The following is a 16,022-nucleotide window of genomic DNA, read 5'->3' on the forward strand; positions in this document are numbered from 1 at the left end:
CAGGTTTACCTGTCGGACGTCAGGATCGCGGAAACACCGGCCGTGCAGAATGTGACCAGACGGTCCAGGCCCATGGCGTCGCTGCCGGGGCTGAGTGCCCCGATCCGCCAGGCAGAATGCACATGCGCCAGCATGGCCGAAACCGCGTAGACCTGGCCCGCGGCGACCGCGCCCGGCGTGGCATCAGAGAACAGAGTTGAAATCTCTGCGATGAACAGCTGTGCGGTTGGATCGAAACATTCCGCTGCCAGATCCCGCCACCGCGGATCGGCCGATACATGCGCCACCAGCCGGCCGTAGGCGACCCAATGCGGGTCGCCCCCCTGCGCCAATTCCACATAGGGCCGGATGAAACAATCGAGAATCGTCGCCAGATCGAGCGGCGCGCGGGCCCGCGCGGCCTCCAGCGCGTCGATGCGGAGGCGCGACAACTCCCCTGCCCGGCGCGCGACGATCAGGTGAAACAGGTCTTCCTTGCTGCCGCCGTGATGGGCCACCAGCCCCACCTGCACGCCGGCCAGATGGGCGATATCGCGAATCGAGGCCCCTTCGAATCCGCGCGCAGCGAACACTTGTTCCGCAGCGTCAAGTATACGCGCCCTTGTCTGCAAGGACCGGGCCGATGGAGCTCTTTGCCGTTGTTTTTCCAAAACAAACATCCCTTCTGCAAATTATCTTGCCTTATTTTGAACACTCGTTCAACTTAATACCAACGGAGGACGCAGATGACGGAAACGCGCGAAAGATTTGCCCTGATCGGGGCAGGTCCGATGGGGCTGGCCATGGCCAAGGTGATGCTGGAACAGGACATCGCCTTTGACGGGTTCGAGTTGCATTCGGATGTGGGTGGGCTGTGGGATATCGACGGTCCGCGCTCGACCATGTACGAAAGCGCGCATCTGATCTCGTCCAAGCGGATGACCGAGTTCACCGATTTCCCGATGGAGGACACGGTCGCCGAATACCCCTCGCACCGGGAGCTGAAACGGTACTTCAACGCCTTCGCCGACCACTTCGGGCTGCGCGACCATTACCGGTTCGACGCCGAGGTGCTGCGCTGTGAGCCACTGGGCGGGCCGGGCGACGGATGGCGTGTCACATGGCGCGACGCAGAGGGGGAGCACGCGAAAACCTATGCCGGGGTGATGATCGCAAATGGCACGCTGTCAGAACCCAACATGCCGGAATTCAAGGGAGATTTCGACGGAGAACTGATCCATTCCTCGGCCTACCGTCACCCCTCGCAATTCGATGGCAAGCGGGTGCTGATCGTGGGAGCGGGCAATTCCGGCTGCGATATCGCGGTGGATGCGATCCACCATGGGGTGCTGTGCGACCTGTCGATGCGGCGCGGATATTATTTTGTACCAAAATATGTCTTTGGCAAACCGGCGGACACGCTGGGCGGCATGATCAGGCTGCCGAGGTGGCTTAAACGGCGGGTCGACGGGATGATCCTGAAATGGTTCGTGGGCGACCCGCAGAAATACGGATTTCCCAAGCCCGACTACCAGCTTTACGAAAGCCACCCGGTCGTCAACTCGCTGGTCTTGTACCACGCCGGACACGGAGATTTGCGGATTCGTACCGACATCGAGCGGCTGAATGGCCGTTTGGTACAGTTCACCGATGGCAGCCGCGAGGAGTACGACATGATCCTCGCCGCCACCGGTTACAAGCTGCATTACCCGTTCATCGACCGCAACCTGCTGAACTGGCAGGGCGACGCGCCGCATCTCTATCTCAACGCGATGCATCCCGAACGCGACGACCTTTTCGTGCTGGGCATGGTCGAGGCCAGCGGGCTGGGCTGGCAGGGCCGGCATGAACAGGCCGAGATGGTGGCGCGCTATATCATCGGGCTGCGCGCGGGCAGCAAGGCGGCGGCGGAGCTGAAGGCCACGAAATCGGCTGGGTTCGAGCGGGCGACCGGCGGTATGAAGTACCTCAAGCTGGCGCGGATGGCCTATTACGTGGACAAGGCCACCTATCGCGGCGCGGTCACCGGCTGGATCAAACGGCTGAAGGGGGCGCGGGCATGACCGGAATCGACGATATCCTGCTGAATTTTTCTCCCGCCTCGCTGATGCTGCTGAATGCGATCCTGGCGGTGGTGATGTTTTCGATCGCCATCGACCTGACGGTCGAGGATTTCCGTCGCCTGTCGCGCGGGCCAAAACCGGTGCTGGTCGGGCTTTGCTCGCAATTCGTGGTGCTGCCGATACTGACCTTCGCGCTGGTCTGGGTGATGGCGCCGCAACCGTCGATTGCCTTGGGGCTGATCCTGGTGGCCGCCTGCCCGGGCGGCAATATCTCGAACTTCATCACCCATCAGGCGGGCGGGAATGCGGCGCTGTCGGTGTCGATGACCGCCTTTGCGACCGTGGGCGCCATCGTGTTGACACCCGCCAATATCGCGCTGTGGGGGAGCCTTTATCCCCCTACCCGCGCTCTCCTGCAAGAGACGCATATCGACCCGGTGCAGATCGCCATCACGGTCGGGCTGATGCTGATTCTGCCGCTGATCCTTGGGATGACGCTGAACATGCGCCGCCCCTCGGTGACACGGTGGCTGCGCCGGCCGATGCAACTGGTGTCGATGGGTATCTTCATCGCGTTCATCGTGCTCGCTCTGGCTGCAAACTGGTCGTATTTCCTGAGTTTCGCCGGAGCCGTCGCCGGGCTTGTGATCCTTCACAATAGCCTGGCACTGGGGGGCGGCTGGGTTGTGGCCACTCTGACCCGGCTGTCCCCTTATGACCGGCGCGCGGTGACCATCGAGACGGGAATCCAGAATTCGGGTCTGGGGCTGGTACTGATCTTTGCCTTTTTCAATGGGCTGGGCGGGATGGCTGTTGCCGCTGCGTTCTGGGGGATCTGGCACGCAATCTCGGGCCTCGGGCTGGCGAGGCTGATGGCGCGGACCGAGGCGGCGCGATGAGCCGCATCCTGATCACCGGCGCGGCGGGCATGGTGGGACAGGCGCTGTTGCAGGAGCTGGCGGGACACGAGGTATTCGCAACCGATCTTGCCATGCCTGCCCCGTTGCCACAGGGCATGACGTTCCTGAAGATGGACGTAACCGGCGACGATCCCGACCGCGTGATCGGACAGCTCCGGCCAGAGGTGGTGATCCATCTCGCCTCGATCGTGACCCCCGGCGTCGCGCGCGAGACCGCCTATCGGGTCGATGTGGGCGGCACGCGGGCGGTGCTGGACGCCTGCCTTGCGCATGGGGTGCGACGGCTGGTGGTCACCTCCTCGGGCGCGGCCTATGGATATCACGCCGACAACCCGGTGCCACTGCGGGAAACCGACCCGCTGCGCGGCAATCCCGAGTTTGCCTATGCCGATCACAAGCGGCAGGTCGAGGAGATGCTGGCCGAGGCGCGCCTGACTGCGCCGGGGCTGGAACAAGTGGTACTCAGGGTGGGGACGGTTCTCGGCGAAGGGACCGAAAACCAGATCACCGCGCTGTTCCACAAACCCCGCCTGCTGGCGGTGCAAGGCTCGGAAAGCCCGTTCGTCTTTATCTGGACCCGCGATCTGGCGCGCATCCTGGCACGGGCGGCGGGGGACGGGCCGCCGGGTATCTATAACGTGGCGGGGGACGGGGCGATGGGGGTCTCGGACCTGGCCCGCGTGTTGGGAAAGCCGGTGTTGCGCCTGCCTGCCTGGGGGCTGAAGGCGGTGCTGGCGGTGGCGCGTCCGCTGGGGCTGTCGCGCTATGGGCCGGAACAGGTGCGGTTCCTGCAATACCGCCCGGTGCTGGCCAATGACGCGCTGAAAGAGGTGTTCGGCTATACGCCCGAGCTGACCAGCGCGCAGGTGTTCGACCTGTGGAAACGGGGGGCAGGGCTGTGAAGCGGGCGGTAATCTCGGGTGGGGCTGGCGGGCTGGGCCGCGCGTTGTCCGGCGCCTTGCAGGCGCGCGGCTGGCATGTGGTGCTGCTGGACCGTGATATCTCGGGCGTTGAGACAAGCGAGACGCAACAGGCGATCCGGTGCGATCTGACCGATCCGGAGCAGTTGGCGGCAGCCTGTGCGGCGGCGGTTGGTCCGAATGGCGTGGACCTTGCCATCTATAATGCAGGGATCACCCAGATCGGGCTTTTTGCCGACAGCGACGAGGCCGGCCACCGCCGGGTTTTCGAGATCAACTATTTCGCCGCCGTGAACATGGCGCGCGCAATGCTCTGTCCCGTCCGGCAGACGCGCGGCACCCATCTGGCGATCTCGTCGGTGGCAGGGTTTGCGCCACTTTACAGCCGAACGTCTTATGCCGCGTCGAAACACGCGCTGGAGGGGTTTTTCAAGTCGTTGCGGTCCGAGGAGCGCGCGCATGGGGTGCGGGTGCAGATCGCGGCGCCCTCGTTTGTGGCAACCAATCTGGGCAATGCGCAGGCGCAGCCCGACGGGATCGCCCGGCCCGGATCGGCCACCGACGGGATGGATTACATGACGCCCGAGGCGGCGGCCGCCGAGATTCTGCGCGGTCTCGACCGGGGGCGCGACATGATCCCGGTGGGCCGGGTGGCGCGGCTGGCCTGGCGGATCAACCGGCTGTCGCCGGGCCTTTACCAGCGACTGATGGAGCGCAATATCGGGCGCGGGTGAGTTTTTTCCGGCGGCCCCCTTGACCTTCCCGTGACTGGAAGCCCCATCTGGAGGGTGACCAGAAGACAAGGACGAGTCGCATGACAGCACAAACCACATCGCTGAAGATCACGGGCATGAGCTGTGCCGGCTGCGTGGGCCGTGTCGAACGCGCCTTGCAGGCGGTTCCGGGCGTGGCCGAAGCCAGTGTCAATTTCGCCAACAGGACAGCGCAGGTCACCCATGAGGGACCGGTGGCCGATCTGACCGAGGCCACGGCCAAGGCGGGCTATCCGGCGGAACTGACCGAGGCGGTCCTGGACGTCGAGGGGCTGAACTGCGCCTCATGCGTGGGGCGGGTCGAGCGGGCGCTGAACGCGGCCCCCGGCGTGGTCGAGGCGCAGGTGAACCTGGCCAATCGCAGCGCGAGGGTGACCTATGCCGTGGGCGCGACCGATCCGGTCGCGCTGGCCGCAGTATCGACGGCGGCCGGATATGCCGCGCGTCCGCATGCCGAGGCCGGGGATGATGCGCCGGCACATGATCACGCGCAGGCGGAAATCGCCGAGTTGCAGCGCATGACGCTGTTTGCCGCCGCGCTGGCACTGCCGGTGTTCGTGCTGGAGATGGGCGGGCACATGATCCCGGCCTTTCACCATTGGATCGCCGGAACGATCGGGTTGCACACCAGCCACCTGATCCAGTTCGCGCTGACCACCGTTCTGCTGTTCGGGCCGGGGCGCGTGTTCTATGCGCGGGGCATCCCCGCCCTGCTGCGCGGCGCGCCCGACATGAACGCGCTGGTGGCTTTGGGCACGGGGGCCGCCTATGGCTTTTCAGTAGTGGCGACCTTTGCCCCCGGCCTGCTGCCGGCGGGCACCGCCAATGTCTATTTCGAGGCCGCCGCCGTCATCGTGGTGCTGATCCTGCTGGGCCGCTGGCTGGAGGCACGGGCGCGCGGGCGCACCGGCGCCGCCATCGAGGCGCTGGTGGGGCTGCAACCCCGCCATGCGCGGGTCGAGCGCAAGGGACAGGCGGTCGAGGTCGACATCGCCGACATTCAGCCGGGCGACACGCTGATCATTCGGCCCGGAGAGCGTATACCGGCAGATGCGGTGGTACTGGACGGGCAGAGCCACGTGGACGAGAGCATGATTACCGGAGAACCGGTCCCGGTCGCCAAGGCGGCGGGCGACATGCTGGTCGGCGGCACGGTCAACACGGCGGGCGCCCTGCGGGCGCGGGCCGAAAAGGTGGGCGCGGACACGGTGCTGGCCCAGATCATCCGCATGGTGGAACAGGCACAGGGCGCCAAGCTGCCGATCCAGTCGGTGGTGGACCGGATCACCCTGTGGTTCGTCCCCATCGTGATGGCGGTCGCCGCGCTGACGGTGCTGGTCTGGCTGGCATTCGGCCCCTCGCCCGCGCTGGGTCATGCACTGGTCGCGGGTGTAGCGGTGCTGATCATCGCCTGCCCCTGTGCCATGGGACTGGCCACACCGACCTCGATCATGGTGGGGACGGGCCGTGCCGCCGAACTGGGCGTGCTGTTCCGCAAGGGCGACGCGCTGCAACGGCTGCAAGAGGCGAAGGTGATTGCCTTTGACAAGACCGGCACGCTGACGTTGGGCCGGCCGGAACTGACCGACCTGACACCTGCCCAAGGGTTTGACCGCGACACCGTGTTGCGGCTGGCGGCGGCGGTCGAGGCGCAGTCGGAACACCCGATCGCCTCGGCGATTGCCCGCGCGGCAGAAGGCAACGTACCTGCGGTGGACGGGTTCCAGAGCCTGACCGGGCTGGGTGCCCGAGCAACGGTCGAAGGACAGGACGTGCTGGTCGGCGCCGACCGGCTTTTCGCCCGCGAAGGTATCGACCTGGGCCCGCTGGCCGATGTCGGGGCGGCATGGGCCGCCGAAGGCAAGACGCCGCTTTATGCCTCGGTCGGGGGCCGTGCGGCAGCGGTGCTGGCGGTCTCGGACCCGGTGAAATCCGGCACGGCCGAGGCCATCGAACGGTTCCACCAGATGGGGCTGACGGTTGCCATGATTACCGGCGACAACACCCGCACGGCACAGGCGCTGGCAGCGAAACTGGGGATCGACGCGGTCACCGCCGAGGTGATGCCCGAGGGCAAGGTGGCGGCGCTGGACGCGCTGCGGGCGGATCATGGCGCGCTGGCCTTTGTCGGTGACGGGATCAACGACGCGCCCGCACTGGCCCATGCCGATACCGGTATCGCGGTCGGCACCGGCACCGATGTCGCCATCGAGGCCGCCGACGTGGTGCTGATGTCGGGGGACCTGCGCGGCGTGGCCAACGCGCTGGAGGTGAGCCGCGCCACCATGGGCAACATCCGCCAGAACCTGGGCTGGGCCTTTGGCTATAACGTGCTGCTGATCCCGGTGGCGGCGGGCGTACTCTACCCGTTTGGCGGGCCGATGCTGTCGCCGGTGCTTGCGGCGGGCGCAATGGCCCTGTCGAGCGTCTTCGTGGTCTCGAACGCGCTGCGCCTGCGCCGGGTGCGCGCCGCACTGCCTGCGGCAAGCCGGATCAGAGCGGCGGATCCACTTCCGGTTGCCGCCGCGGCAGAGTAAGGAGACAGATATGAACATCGGAGATGTCGCGACGCGGTCCGGGCTGCCCGCCAAGACCATCCGCTATTACGAGGATATCGGCCTGATCGCGCCGCAGCGCGACCTGAACGGATACCGGAGGTTCCGCGAACGCGACCTGCACAAGCTGAATTTCCTCGGCCGCGCCCGGGCGCTGGGGTTCACCATCGAGGATTGCCGCACCCTGCTGGCGCTGTACGAGGACCAGAGCCGCGCCAGCGCCGACGTGAAGCAGGTGGCGCGCGACCATCTGGCCCGGATCGAGACCAAGATCGCCGATCTCATCGCCATGCGCCAGACGCTGACCGAGTTGGTCGATGCCTGCGCGGGCGATCACCGGCCCGATTGCCCGATCCTGCGCGATCTGGGCGGGGAAAGCTGAGACACGGGGTTGCCCTTTGACCTGCGTTTTGCTTTGTCTCTCGGGGATATCCCGGACGGGGGGAGCCGCCGGGCAACAGAGAGGATCCGGACATGGCAAAAGTTGCATTCCTTGGCCTGGGCGTCATGGGCTATCCGATGGCGGGGCACCTGAAGGCCGCCGGTCATGAGGTGACGGTCTATAACCGCACCGCGGCGAAAGCCGAGAAATGGGTGGCCCAGCATGGCGGCGCCATGGCCGCAACGCCGCGCGAGGCGGCCGAAGGGGCCGAGTTCGTCATGGCCTGTGTCGGCAATGACGACGACCTGCGCGGTGTCTGCACCGGTCCGGATGGCGCGCTGGCGGGCATGGCGGCGGGCAGCGTGTTTGTCGACCATACGACGGTGTCGGCCAAGGTCACCCGAGAGCTGTATGCAGCCGCCAAGGCGGCGGGCGTGGGCTTTGTCGACGCGCCCGTCTCGGGCGGTCAGGCCGGGGCCGAGAACGGGGCGCTGTCGGTGATGTGCGGCGGCGATCAGGCCGAATACGACCGCGCTGAACCGGTGATCGCCGCCTATGCCCGCATCTGCCGCCGCATCGGCGAGAGCGGCGCGGGACAGGTCACCAAGATGTGCAACCAGATCGCCATCGCGGGCCTGGTGCAGGGCCTCGCGGAGTCGCTGCATTTCGCCGAGAAGGCGGGGCTCGACGGGCGCGCGGTGGTCGAGGTGATCAGCCAGGGTGCCGCCGGCAGTTGGCAGATGTCGAACCGCTACCAGACCATGCTGGACGACCATTGGACCCACGGGTTCGCGGTCGACTGGATGCGCAAGGACCTGGGCATCTGCCTCGACACCGCTGATGAGACCGGCGCCAGCCTGCCGATCACGGCGCTGGTCGACCAGTTCTACAAGGATGTGCAGAAGATGGGCGGCGGCCGCTGGGACACCTCGAGCCTGCTGGCGCGGCTGCGCAAGCTGGGCTGAGGGCAAGGGGGGGCTCTGCCCCCGTCCCCTGCGGGGATTCCCCCGGAGTATTTTTGGCGAAATGAAGACACCGGGGCAGTCCCCCGGAGGAACCGATTGGAAAGATCCGCGCCGATGCAGCCGGGGTGCGGGTCTTTTCCGGCGGCAACCGGTAGTGGCGTCAAGGGAGATGTGCTGTGCAGACTGAACATTGGACCGGCGTGCTGCGGCAGTACTGGGGAATCGCGGCGCGGCTTGAGCGGCTTGACGGGGAGTTTGACCTGAACTTCCTCGCCTGCGGGACGAACGGGCAGGATTATGTGCTGAAAGTGATGCGGCCCGGCTGCGAGGCGGGGCTGGTCGAGATGCAGGTCGCGGCGCTGGACCATATCGCGCGGGAAGCGCCGGGGCTGCCCTTTCCCAAGGTCATCGCCGCGCTGGACGGAAGCACGCTGCCGGAGATCGCCGATGAGGCGGGCAGGCCGCGCCTGGTCTGGCTTATGGAGCGGCTGCCGGGGCGCTGCTATGCGCGGGCCTTGCCGCATTCGGAAGAGCTGATCCTGAAACTGGGCCGGGTGCTGGGTGCCACCGACCGGACGCTGGCGGGGTTCCGGCATGAGGGGCTGGCGCGGGATTTCAAATGGAACCTCGTTCAGGGCGGGTGGATCGGCGGCCATCTTGACGCCATCGCCGACCCGGCGCGGCGGACGCTGCTGGACACGATTGCGGCTGAATTCGCCGGGATCGGCGGCAAGCTGACCGCCCTGCCCGTGCAGGCAATCCACAATGACGTCAACGATTACAACATCCTGGTCGAGGGCGGGTTGAACGAAACCCGCGGGATCTCGGGTCTCATCGACCTCGGCGACATGTGCGCGGCGCCACGCATCTGCGACCTGGCGATCGCCGGGGCCTATGTGGTGCTGGACCATCCCAAGCCCGAGCAGGCGCTGGCGGCGCTGGTGCGCGGCTATCACGCGGCCAACCGGTTGAGCCCGGCAGAGGTCGACCTGATCTGGCCGCTTCTCAGGATGCGGCTGGCCGTTTCGGTGGTGAACTCGACCCTGATGGCGGTGGAAAACCCGGACGATCCCTATGTGACCATCAGCCAGGCCCCGGCCTGGCGGTTCCTGGAAAACGCCTCGGTCAATGGCGGGCTGATGGCGGCCCGGCTGCGGGTGGCCTGTGGCTTGCCGGTGACCGACGGAGCCGAGCGGGTGCATGCCTATCTGAGCGAGCACCGAGGCAGTTTCGCGCAGATGTTCGGCACCGATCTGGGCGCGGCGCCGATGGGCTCCCTCTCGGTCGAGAATTCGACCTGGCCGCGGAACCCGTTTCACATGCCGCTGGAAGAGGCGGCGCGCGTGGGCGAGGAATTCGGCGGCGGGATATGGCTGGGGTATTACAACGAACCCCGCCTGATCTATGCCGAACCGGGTTTCCGCAAGGGACCGTGGAAGGCCAGCGACCGGCGCACCGTTCACCTGGCCGTGGATGTGTTTGCGCCCGCCGGAACCGTGCTGCATGCGCCGCTCAGCGGGCGGGTCGAAGTCGTCGAGAACCGCGCCCATCACCTTGACTATGGCGGGGTGGTGATCCTGCACCATGAAACGCCCGAGGGCGACGTGTTTTACACGCTTTACGGGCACCTGGACCCCGAGGTCTGCGTCCGGCTGAAAGCGGGCGATCCGGTGGCGCAGGGCGCAGGTTTCGCGAGGCTGGGCGATGCCAGCCAGAACGGCGGCTGGGCGCCGCATGTGCATTTCCAGCTGGCGCTGACGACGCAAGGCATGGCGGCCGACTGGCCCGGTGTCGGCGACCCGGACGAGATGGACCTGTGGCACGCGGTCTGCCCGAACCCGGCGGCGATGCTGAACCTGCCCGACGACAAGGTGTTCTATCGCCCGACCGACAAGGCCGCCATACTGGCGGGGCGTCGGGCGCACTTCGGCGGCAACCTGAGCCTGACCTATGACGACCCGGTGATGCTGCTGCGCGGCTGGAAGCATCACCTGTTCGACGAATGGGGCAGGCCCTATCTGGACGCCTACAACAACGTGCCGCATGTCGGCCACGCGCATCCGCGCATTCAGGCGGTGGCGGCGGACCAGTTGAAGCGGATGAACTCGAACACCCGCTACCTGCATCCGGCGCAGCTGGCATTCGCCGAGAAGGTGCTGTCGAAACTGCCCAGCCGGTTCGAGGTCTGCTTTTTCGTCAATTCCGGCACCGAGGCCAACGAACTGGCGCTGCGTCTGGCCCGGGCGCATACCGGCAATATGGGCATGGTGACGCCCGACCACGGCTATCACGGCAACACCACGGGCGCGATCGCCATCTCGGCCTACAAGTTCAACAAGCCGGGCGGCGTGGGCCAGGCCGACTGGGTCGAACTGATCGAGGTAGCCGACGACTATCGTGGCAGTTTCCGCCGCGACGATCCGGAGCGCGCCACAAAATTCGCGAATTTTGTGGACCCGGCCATCGCGCGGTTGCAGGAAAAGGGCCACGGTGTCGCCGGGTTCATCGCCGAGACCTTTCCCAGCGTCGGCGGCCAGATCATCCCGCCCAAGGGCTATCTGCCAGCGGTCTATGACAAGATCCGGGCCGCGGGCGGGGTCTGTATCGCCGACGAGGTGCAGACCGGGCTGGGGCGGCTGGGCGAGCATTACTTCGGGTTCGAACACCAGGGGGCGGAGCCCGACATCGTGGTGATGGGCAAGCCCATCGGCAACGGCCATCCGCTGGGTGTTCTGGCGACCACCCGCGAGATCGCGGACAGTTTCGACAACGGGATCGAGTTCTTTTCGACCTTTGGCGGTTCGACGCTTTCCTGCCGGATCGGCAAGGAAGTGCTGGACATCGTCGATGACGAGGGCTTGCAGGAGAATGCGCGCCTGATGGGCAACCGGCTGATGGACGGGTTGCGCGTGCTTGAGGCCGAATTCGGCTGTGTCGGCGACGTGCGCGGCATGGGCCTGTTCCTGGGCGTCGAGCTGGTCAACCCGGACGGGTCGGAAGGCACCGAGATCTGCCGATACCTCAAGAACCGGATGCGGGATCATCGCATCCTGATCGGCAGCGAGGGGCCAAGGGACAACATCCTGAAGATCCGGCCGCCGCTGACCATCGAGGCCGAGGACGTGGACATGATCCTCTGGGCGTTACGTACGGTGCTTGCCGAGGTCGGAGACTGGGCCCCTGCCCCGGTCTGCGATCACGGCCATCACCACGCGGGCTGTGGTTGCTGCTAAAGCGTTTCGGCCGCTTTCAGGCCGCGCAGGAACCGGGCGGCCTTGTCCGCGCCGGGGCCTGCGACCGTCCAGAACGGGACGGCGATATCGGGTCCGGCGGGCAAGGCCGCCGCACGCCCCAGCGCCGCGTCGGGAGACTGGCCCAGCGCGGCCTGCGCCTCGGCCAGCAGCAACCAGAGCGCGCGGCTTCCGGGACGCAGGTCGGTGGCCTCCTGAATGGCGGCAAGCGCCTTTTCGGGGCGATCCGCCAGCCATTCGGCAAAGGCCCGAAGAAAGAACCAGCGATGCCGGAAAGGATCGTTGCCGCTGGCTTCCAGCAAGGGAGTCAGGGCGTCGCAGGCAGCGTCATAGTCGCCTTCGGCCAGCGCGATCTGGGCGTGCACCTCGGCCAACAAGGTGTAATCCGCGTTCAGTGATTCCGCGCGCTCGATGCTGCGGCGGGCACCGGGCAGATCACCCAGCAGGCCGGCGCGCAAATCTGCCTGCGCCTTGAACACGAAATCGCTGCGCGGTGCAGCCTGTACCGCCGCATCCACATTCTGCGCGACACGGGCGATCAGCGCGGGGTCTGCGTCCAGCTTGCCGCATTCGATGAGTTTGGTCATCGCATGACCCCACATGGCGAGCGCCATGCCGTTGCCGGGTGCCAGTCGTAGCGCCCGTTCCAGCAGGGTGGCCGCCCGTTCATAGCCGGAAATCTCGGCTGTATAGAAGAACTTCGCCGCCCTGGCCCGCAACTCGGCGGCGCTGAGCGCTTCGTCCGGAAGCTCATCGATGCGGTCTGCGTCATGCGCGTTGATCTCTACCCGAAGCGCGCCATCGGCTCGCGCCGCGGCCTTGTCGATGAGGGCAAACAGATTGGCCTGCGTGTCGGAATAATCCTCGGACCACAAAACAGCACCGCTGGCCGCCAGCACCAGCGACAACGAAAGCCGTGTCCGATCCGCATCTGCACGGAACCGGCCACGCAGCAGATAGGTGGGGGAGCCGGCCAACGCGCTGTCAGCCACGGCGACCCGCACCCCGGTGCGGCGCGACAGGCGCGTCAGCATCTGGCTGCGCAGGTCGTCGGCGGCGTCGGCATTGTCGGCGCAGCCGGGCCCCATGACAAACGGCTCGACCGCGATCAGCGGCAATTCGTCGGCGACCTGACCGTCGCGGGCGAATGGCCGCCACTGGTAGCCCTGGACCGGATGCCGGATGTTCTTGAGTTCGAAACTGCCCGCCTCGGTGAAATCCGAGGCCAGCGGTCCGTCGATCTGACGATGGAGATCACCCGAGATCATCACCCCGCCGGGCGGCGCCTCGGTCTGCAACCGCGCGGCGATGTTCAGGCTGGTGCCGTAGATATCGGTTCCGTCATCGACCACTTCGCCTAGATGGACGGCGATGCGAAGCTGCACGTCCTTGCCGACGTTCAGTGCGGACTGCACGGCTTGCGCAGCCTCGACCGCATCCGTCAGGGACGGGAATCCAATGATCCAGCCGTCGCCCATGCGTTTGAGTACCTCGCCCCCGCGCGATGCGCATTCCGGTTCGAGCCAGCGCTCGCGAAGGTCGCGGATCACATCAATCGTTCGCGTCCGATCCGTTTCCATCCGGCGCGAGTATCCCACCACATCGGCCATCAGAATGGCCAGCAGGCGACGCTTCATAGCTGCCCCCCGGGTTGCTGTGTTGGGGGAGCGTCCCACGAAGTGATGCGCCGGGCAACGGAAATGCGCGGCGGCTCAATGCAGGGTTCTCGTTCCAGCCGACCCGACAGCCGCTTGCAGGGCCAGACCGAACTGTTCGCTGAGCGCCACCAGGGCCGGGGCGAGATCCGGTCGCACGATCAGCGCGGCAAGCATCAGCGCATCCTCGTGCGCGCCGGTTGCCGCGCTTGCGATCAGATGGGCGAAACAGGCCTCGTCCGCACCCACACAGGCGCATCCCAGGTCATGACGGACCAACGGCCGGCGCCCATAGGCCACGCAAAGCCCGCAGATCTGGGCCAGTAACGCGGAAGTCGGCCCCTCAGGCAAACGCGCACGCGCGTGGGGAGCATCGCTCCAAAGACGCAGGCAATGGACTGCTGACGCTTCAAGCGCGGGCAGATCGGCGAGATGTCCGACGGCGGCCCCGCCCCGCGAGACCCCGGCGCTCATTTCGTCAGGATCAGTTTGCCCGCGCGGGTGATGCGCAGGGTGTAGAGCTGGTCGCCCAGCCGGATCTGGGCGAGATTGCCGCCCTTTGTCAGCTCTTCGGCTCTGTATGACGGCATCACCGGCGCGGCGTAGCCGTGGATCGTGTTCGGGGTCTGGATCGTCATCTGGCGGTCTCCGGAACGGTCGGTCGGACTGCTGGCTTCCGGGTGGTCCGGTGGCTCTCCCCTTATTTCTGACTATTTCAGTAAGATATGTCAATCGCTTTCCTGCGGCACTGAAAATCTGTCGCATGGCAATAAAATTCATGTTAGTGAATGCGAGAATGTAAGAGGAGCCTGCAATGACCCTGACCCGCCGTATCCTGATGTCCCGACTTGGCGCCGGGCTGGCGCTGACCGCCGTTGCACCGCTGCGGGCCTGGTCGGCCGTCGAAACCCAACTGGGCACGGCACGCATCACCAGCCTGTCGGATGGGTACCTGACCCTGCCCGCCTCCTTCATGTTCGGGTCGATACCACAGGACGAACTGGCCCCGCTGGTGGCACACTATGGCTTGCAGGGTGACACGCTGAAACCGGATTGCAACGTGACGCTGTTGCAGGTTGAGGGGCGCAACGTGCTGTTCGACGCAGGATCCGGCAGCGCGTTCCAGGACAGTGTTGGCCAACTGGTCGATGCCCTGGACGCGGTCGGGCTGGGCCCGGGCGATATAACCGACGTGATCTTTACCCATGCCCATCCGGATCATCTGTGGGGCGTGCTGGACGATTTCGACGATCCGCTCTTCGCCTCTGCGCGTCACATGATCGGGCGGGCAGAACGGGACTATTGGCTCGACCCGGCGACGGTCGACACGATCGGGGCCGATCGGGCCTCGTTCGCGGTGGGCGCCGCGCGGCGACTGGAGGCGCTGGAGGAGCTGGAAACCTTCGAGCCCGGCGACGAGATCCTGCCCGGTGTTGCCGCGGTGGCCACGTATGGCCACACGCCGGGACACATGTCGTTTGAAATCCGCTCGGGGTCGGAGGCGCTGCTGGTGGTGGGTGACGCCATCGGCAATCATCACCTGGCCTTTGCGCGGCCCGACTGGCCGTCGGGATCGGATCAGGACCAGGAGGCGGGCGCGGCGACCCGCGTCGCGCTGCTGGACCGGCTCGCCAGCGAACAGATGACCATGATCGGCTATCACCTGCCCGATGGCGGCATGGGCCGGGTCGAGCGCGGCGAGGACGGCTACCGCTTCGTTCCGCTGGGCGGCTGACCCGGCACCGAAAACCTGTTTTCGCAATTTTCCGCGCGGCGAGAACACGTCTCAAGCGGAAACCGGAAAAACCTTCATTCCGAAGTCAATCGCTACGCCAATTGCGCAGATACCGATGATGATCGCATCGGCATTGTTCATCCGTTCCGTCCTTCCCAAAAACTGCGCGCGAAGTCACTGAAGGCCGCGACCTCCTCTTCTCGAGGGTGCCGCCCGGTGAACACGAACAGGTAATGCCGCACGAAAGACAGCCGTTGGTCAATCGGCTCGTGCAACTGCGCGAGGTCATAGCCGAGCTGCATGTAGTACAGAACGCGGGCCCGGGTCTCGGCCTCGATCTCTGAATAGCCGTAGCGCTTGAACATCGTGGCCAGCGCCTCGAGCCGTTGAGTATCGGACAGCTCAAGCATCCGCCGTACCTTGCCAGAGCGGCGCGCCCAGTCGCGCACCGCGAAATCCAGGGCCGTGTCGAACAGGGCCGGATCGACGACGCAATGGAACAGGTTGCAGACCGCCCCGGTGATGGTTTCCGCAGGAAGCCGGGTCTGCGCGATCAGCCCGGCGGTGTTCGTTGCCTGCCATCTGGCCAGCAGCGCATCCAGCAGATCCTGTCGCGACTTGAAGTACCAATAGAACGAGGAGCGCGACACCGCCATCCGTTCCGCCAGGTTGAGAACCTTGACCCGCTCCACCCCGTCCGAGATCAGAACGTCCATCGCCAGGTTCAGCCAGTCGTCGCGGGTCACCTTTATATTTCCCACGAGGGGTTCGGCGGCGGGGTCGTCCCGATGAAGGATGGGTTTGGTGTTCATTGCGATCCTGGC

General features: G+C 66.0%; 14 protein-coding genes. 9 read left to right on the plus strand and 5 right to left on the minus strand.

Features of this window, described 5'->3' with window-relative positions; all coding sequences use genetic code 11:
• Positions 1-5: 5 nt before the first annotated feature.
• Positions 6-659, minus strand: coding sequence for a TetR/AcrR family transcriptional regulator (locus BLT75_RS20075; protein WP_093036251.1), 654 nt, complete (start codon positions 657-659; stop codon positions 6-8).
• A gap of 66 nt (positions 660-725) precedes the next feature.
• Between BLT75_RS20075 and BLT75_RS20080 the strand changes: the two genes are divergently transcribed.
• The 8 genes from BLT75_RS20080 to BLT75_RS20115 all read left to right on the plus strand — a co-directional run bounded on the left by BLT75_RS20080 (position 726) and on the right by BLT75_RS20115 (position 11,790).
• Positions 726-2,042, plus strand: coding sequence for a flavin-containing monooxygenase (locus BLT75_RS20080; RefSeq protein ID WP_093036254.1), 1,317 nt, complete (start codon positions 726-728; stop codon positions 2,040-2,042).
• Entirely contained in the window at positions 2,039-2,941 is a 903-nt protein-coding gene (locus BLT75_RS20085; protein WP_093036257.1) for a bile acid:sodium symporter family protein, read from the plus strand. Before BLT75_RS20080 ends, BLT75_RS20085 begins: the two co-directional genes overlap by 4 nt.
• A complete protein-coding gene (locus BLT75_RS20090; RefSeq protein WP_093036260.1) occupies positions 2,938-3,864 on the plus strand; it encodes an SDR family oxidoreductase in 927 nt (308 codons plus the stop codon). Before BLT75_RS20085 ends, BLT75_RS20090 begins: the two co-directional genes overlap by 4 nt.
• Positions 3,861-4,616, plus strand: a complete 756-nt coding sequence (locus BLT75_RS20095; RefSeq protein WP_093036263.1) for an SDR family NAD(P)-dependent oxidoreductase — start codon at positions 3,861-3,863, stop codon at positions 4,614-4,616. Before BLT75_RS20090 ends, BLT75_RS20095 begins: the two co-directional genes overlap by 4 nt.
• An 80-nt stretch (positions 4,617-4,696) precedes the next feature.
• Positions 4,697-7,192, plus strand: a complete 2,496-nt coding sequence (locus tag BLT75_RS20100) for a heavy metal translocating P-type ATPase (protein ID WP_093036266.1) — start codon at positions 4,697-4,699, stop codon at positions 7,190-7,192.
• Positions 7,193-7,202: 10 nt separating this feature from the next.
• Complete coding sequence (gene cueR / locus BLT75_RS20105) at positions 7,203-7,592, plus strand: Cu(I)-responsive transcriptional regulator (protein WP_093036269.1); 390 nt, start codon at positions 7,203-7,205, stop codon at positions 7,590-7,592.
• 92 nt (positions 7,593-7,684) lie between these two features.
• Complete coding sequence (locus BLT75_RS20110) at positions 7,685-8,557, plus strand: NAD(P)-dependent oxidoreductase (protein WP_093036272.1); 873 nt, start codon at positions 7,685-7,687, stop codon at positions 8,555-8,557.
• A 176-nt stretch (positions 8,558-8,733) separates the two neighbouring features.
• Positions 8,734-11,790, plus strand: coding sequence for an aminotransferase class III-fold pyridoxal phosphate-dependent enzyme (locus tag BLT75_RS20115; protein WP_093036276.1), 3,057 nt, complete (start codon positions 8,734-8,736; stop codon positions 11,788-11,790).
• On the opposite strand, the gene BLT75_RS20120 is transcribed toward BLT75_RS20115, so the two are convergent.
• The 3 genes from BLT75_RS20120 to hemP form a co-directional block, all read right to left on the minus strand.
• Complete coding sequence (locus tag BLT75_RS20120) at positions 11,787-13,445, minus strand: adenylate/guanylate cyclase domain-containing protein (protein WP_093036280.1); 1,659 nt, start codon at positions 13,443-13,445, stop codon at positions 11,787-11,789. The two genes, BLT75_RS20115 and BLT75_RS20120, sit on opposite strands and share 4 nt — an antisense overlap.
• A 75-nt stretch (positions 13,446-13,520) precedes the next feature.
• Positions 13,521-13,742, minus strand: coding sequence for a hypothetical protein (locus BLT75_RS24915; RefSeq protein ID WP_245706594.1), 222 nt, complete (start codon positions 13,740-13,742; stop codon positions 13,521-13,523).
• Between the two features lie 191 nt (positions 13,743-13,933).
• Entirely contained in the window at positions 13,934-14,101 is a 168-nt protein-coding gene (gene hemP / locus BLT75_RS20130; RefSeq protein WP_093036285.1) for a hemin uptake protein HemP, read from the minus strand.
• Positions 14,102-14,277: 176 nt separating this feature from the next.
• Between hemP and BLT75_RS20135 the strand changes: the two genes are divergently transcribed.
• Positions 14,278-15,198, plus strand: coding sequence for an MBL fold metallo-hydrolase (locus BLT75_RS20135; protein WP_093036288.1), 921 nt, complete (start codon positions 14,278-14,280; stop codon positions 15,196-15,198).
• 137 nt (positions 15,199-15,335) lie between these two features.
• Here BLT75_RS20135 and BLT75_RS20140 read toward each other — a convergent pair whose 3' ends face one another.
• Entirely contained in the window at positions 15,336-16,010 is a 675-nt protein-coding gene (locus BLT75_RS20140; RefSeq protein WP_093036292.1) for a TetR/AcrR family transcriptional regulator, read from the minus strand.
• Positions 16,011-16,022 lie beyond the last annotated feature (12 nt).

This window comes from Ruegeria marina (assembly GCF_900101475.1).
Lineage (GTDB): Bacteria > Pseudomonadota > Alphaproteobacteria > Rhodobacterales > Rhodobacteraceae > Ruegeria_B > Ruegeria_B marina.

What these genes read in the sequence shown, in the direction of transcription:
- BLT75_RS20120 (WP_093036280.1), bottom strand. Translation starts at nt 13,445, where the DNA reads ATGAAGCGTCGCCTGCTGGCCATTCTGATGGCCGATGTGGTGGGATAC.
- hemP (WP_093036285.1), bottom strand. Translation starts at nt 14,101, where the DNA reads ATGACGATCCAGACCCCGAACACGATCCACGGCTACGCCGCGCCGGTG.
- BLT75_RS20140 (WP_093036292.1), bottom strand. Translation starts at nt 16,010, where the DNA reads ATGAACACCAAACCCATCCTTCATCGGGACGACCCCGCCGCCGAACCC.
- BLT75_RS20085 (WP_093036257.1), top strand. Translation starts at nt 2,039, where the DNA reads ATGACCGGAATCGACGATATCCTGCTGAATTTTTCTCCCGCCTCGCTG.
- cueR (WP_093036269.1), top strand. Translation starts at nt 7,203, where the DNA reads ATGAACATCGGAGATGTCGCGACGCGGTCCGGGCTGCCCGCCAAGACC.
- BLT75_RS20080 (WP_093036254.1), top strand. Translation starts at nt 726, where the DNA reads ATGACGGAAACGCGCGAAAGATTTGCCCTGATCGGGGCAGGTCCGATG.
- BLT75_RS20090 (WP_093036260.1), top strand. Translation starts at nt 2,938, where the DNA reads ATGAGCCGCATCCTGATCACCGGCGCGGCGGGCATGGTGGGACAGGCG.
- BLT75_RS20075 (WP_093036251.1), bottom strand. Translation starts at nt 659, where the DNA reads ATGTTTGTTTTGGAAAAACAACGGCAAAGAGCTCCATCGGCCCGGTCC.
- BLT75_RS20110 (WP_093036272.1), top strand. Translation starts at nt 7,685, where the DNA reads ATGGCAAAAGTTGCATTCCTTGGCCTGGGCGTCATGGGCTATCCGATG.
- BLT75_RS20135 (WP_093036288.1), top strand. Translation starts at nt 14,278, where the DNA reads ATGACCCTGACCCGCCGTATCCTGATGTCCCGACTTGGCGCCGGGCTG.
- BLT75_RS20100 (WP_093036266.1), top strand. Translation starts at nt 4,697, where the DNA reads ATGACAGCACAAACCACATCGCTGAAGATCACGGGCATGAGCTGTGCC.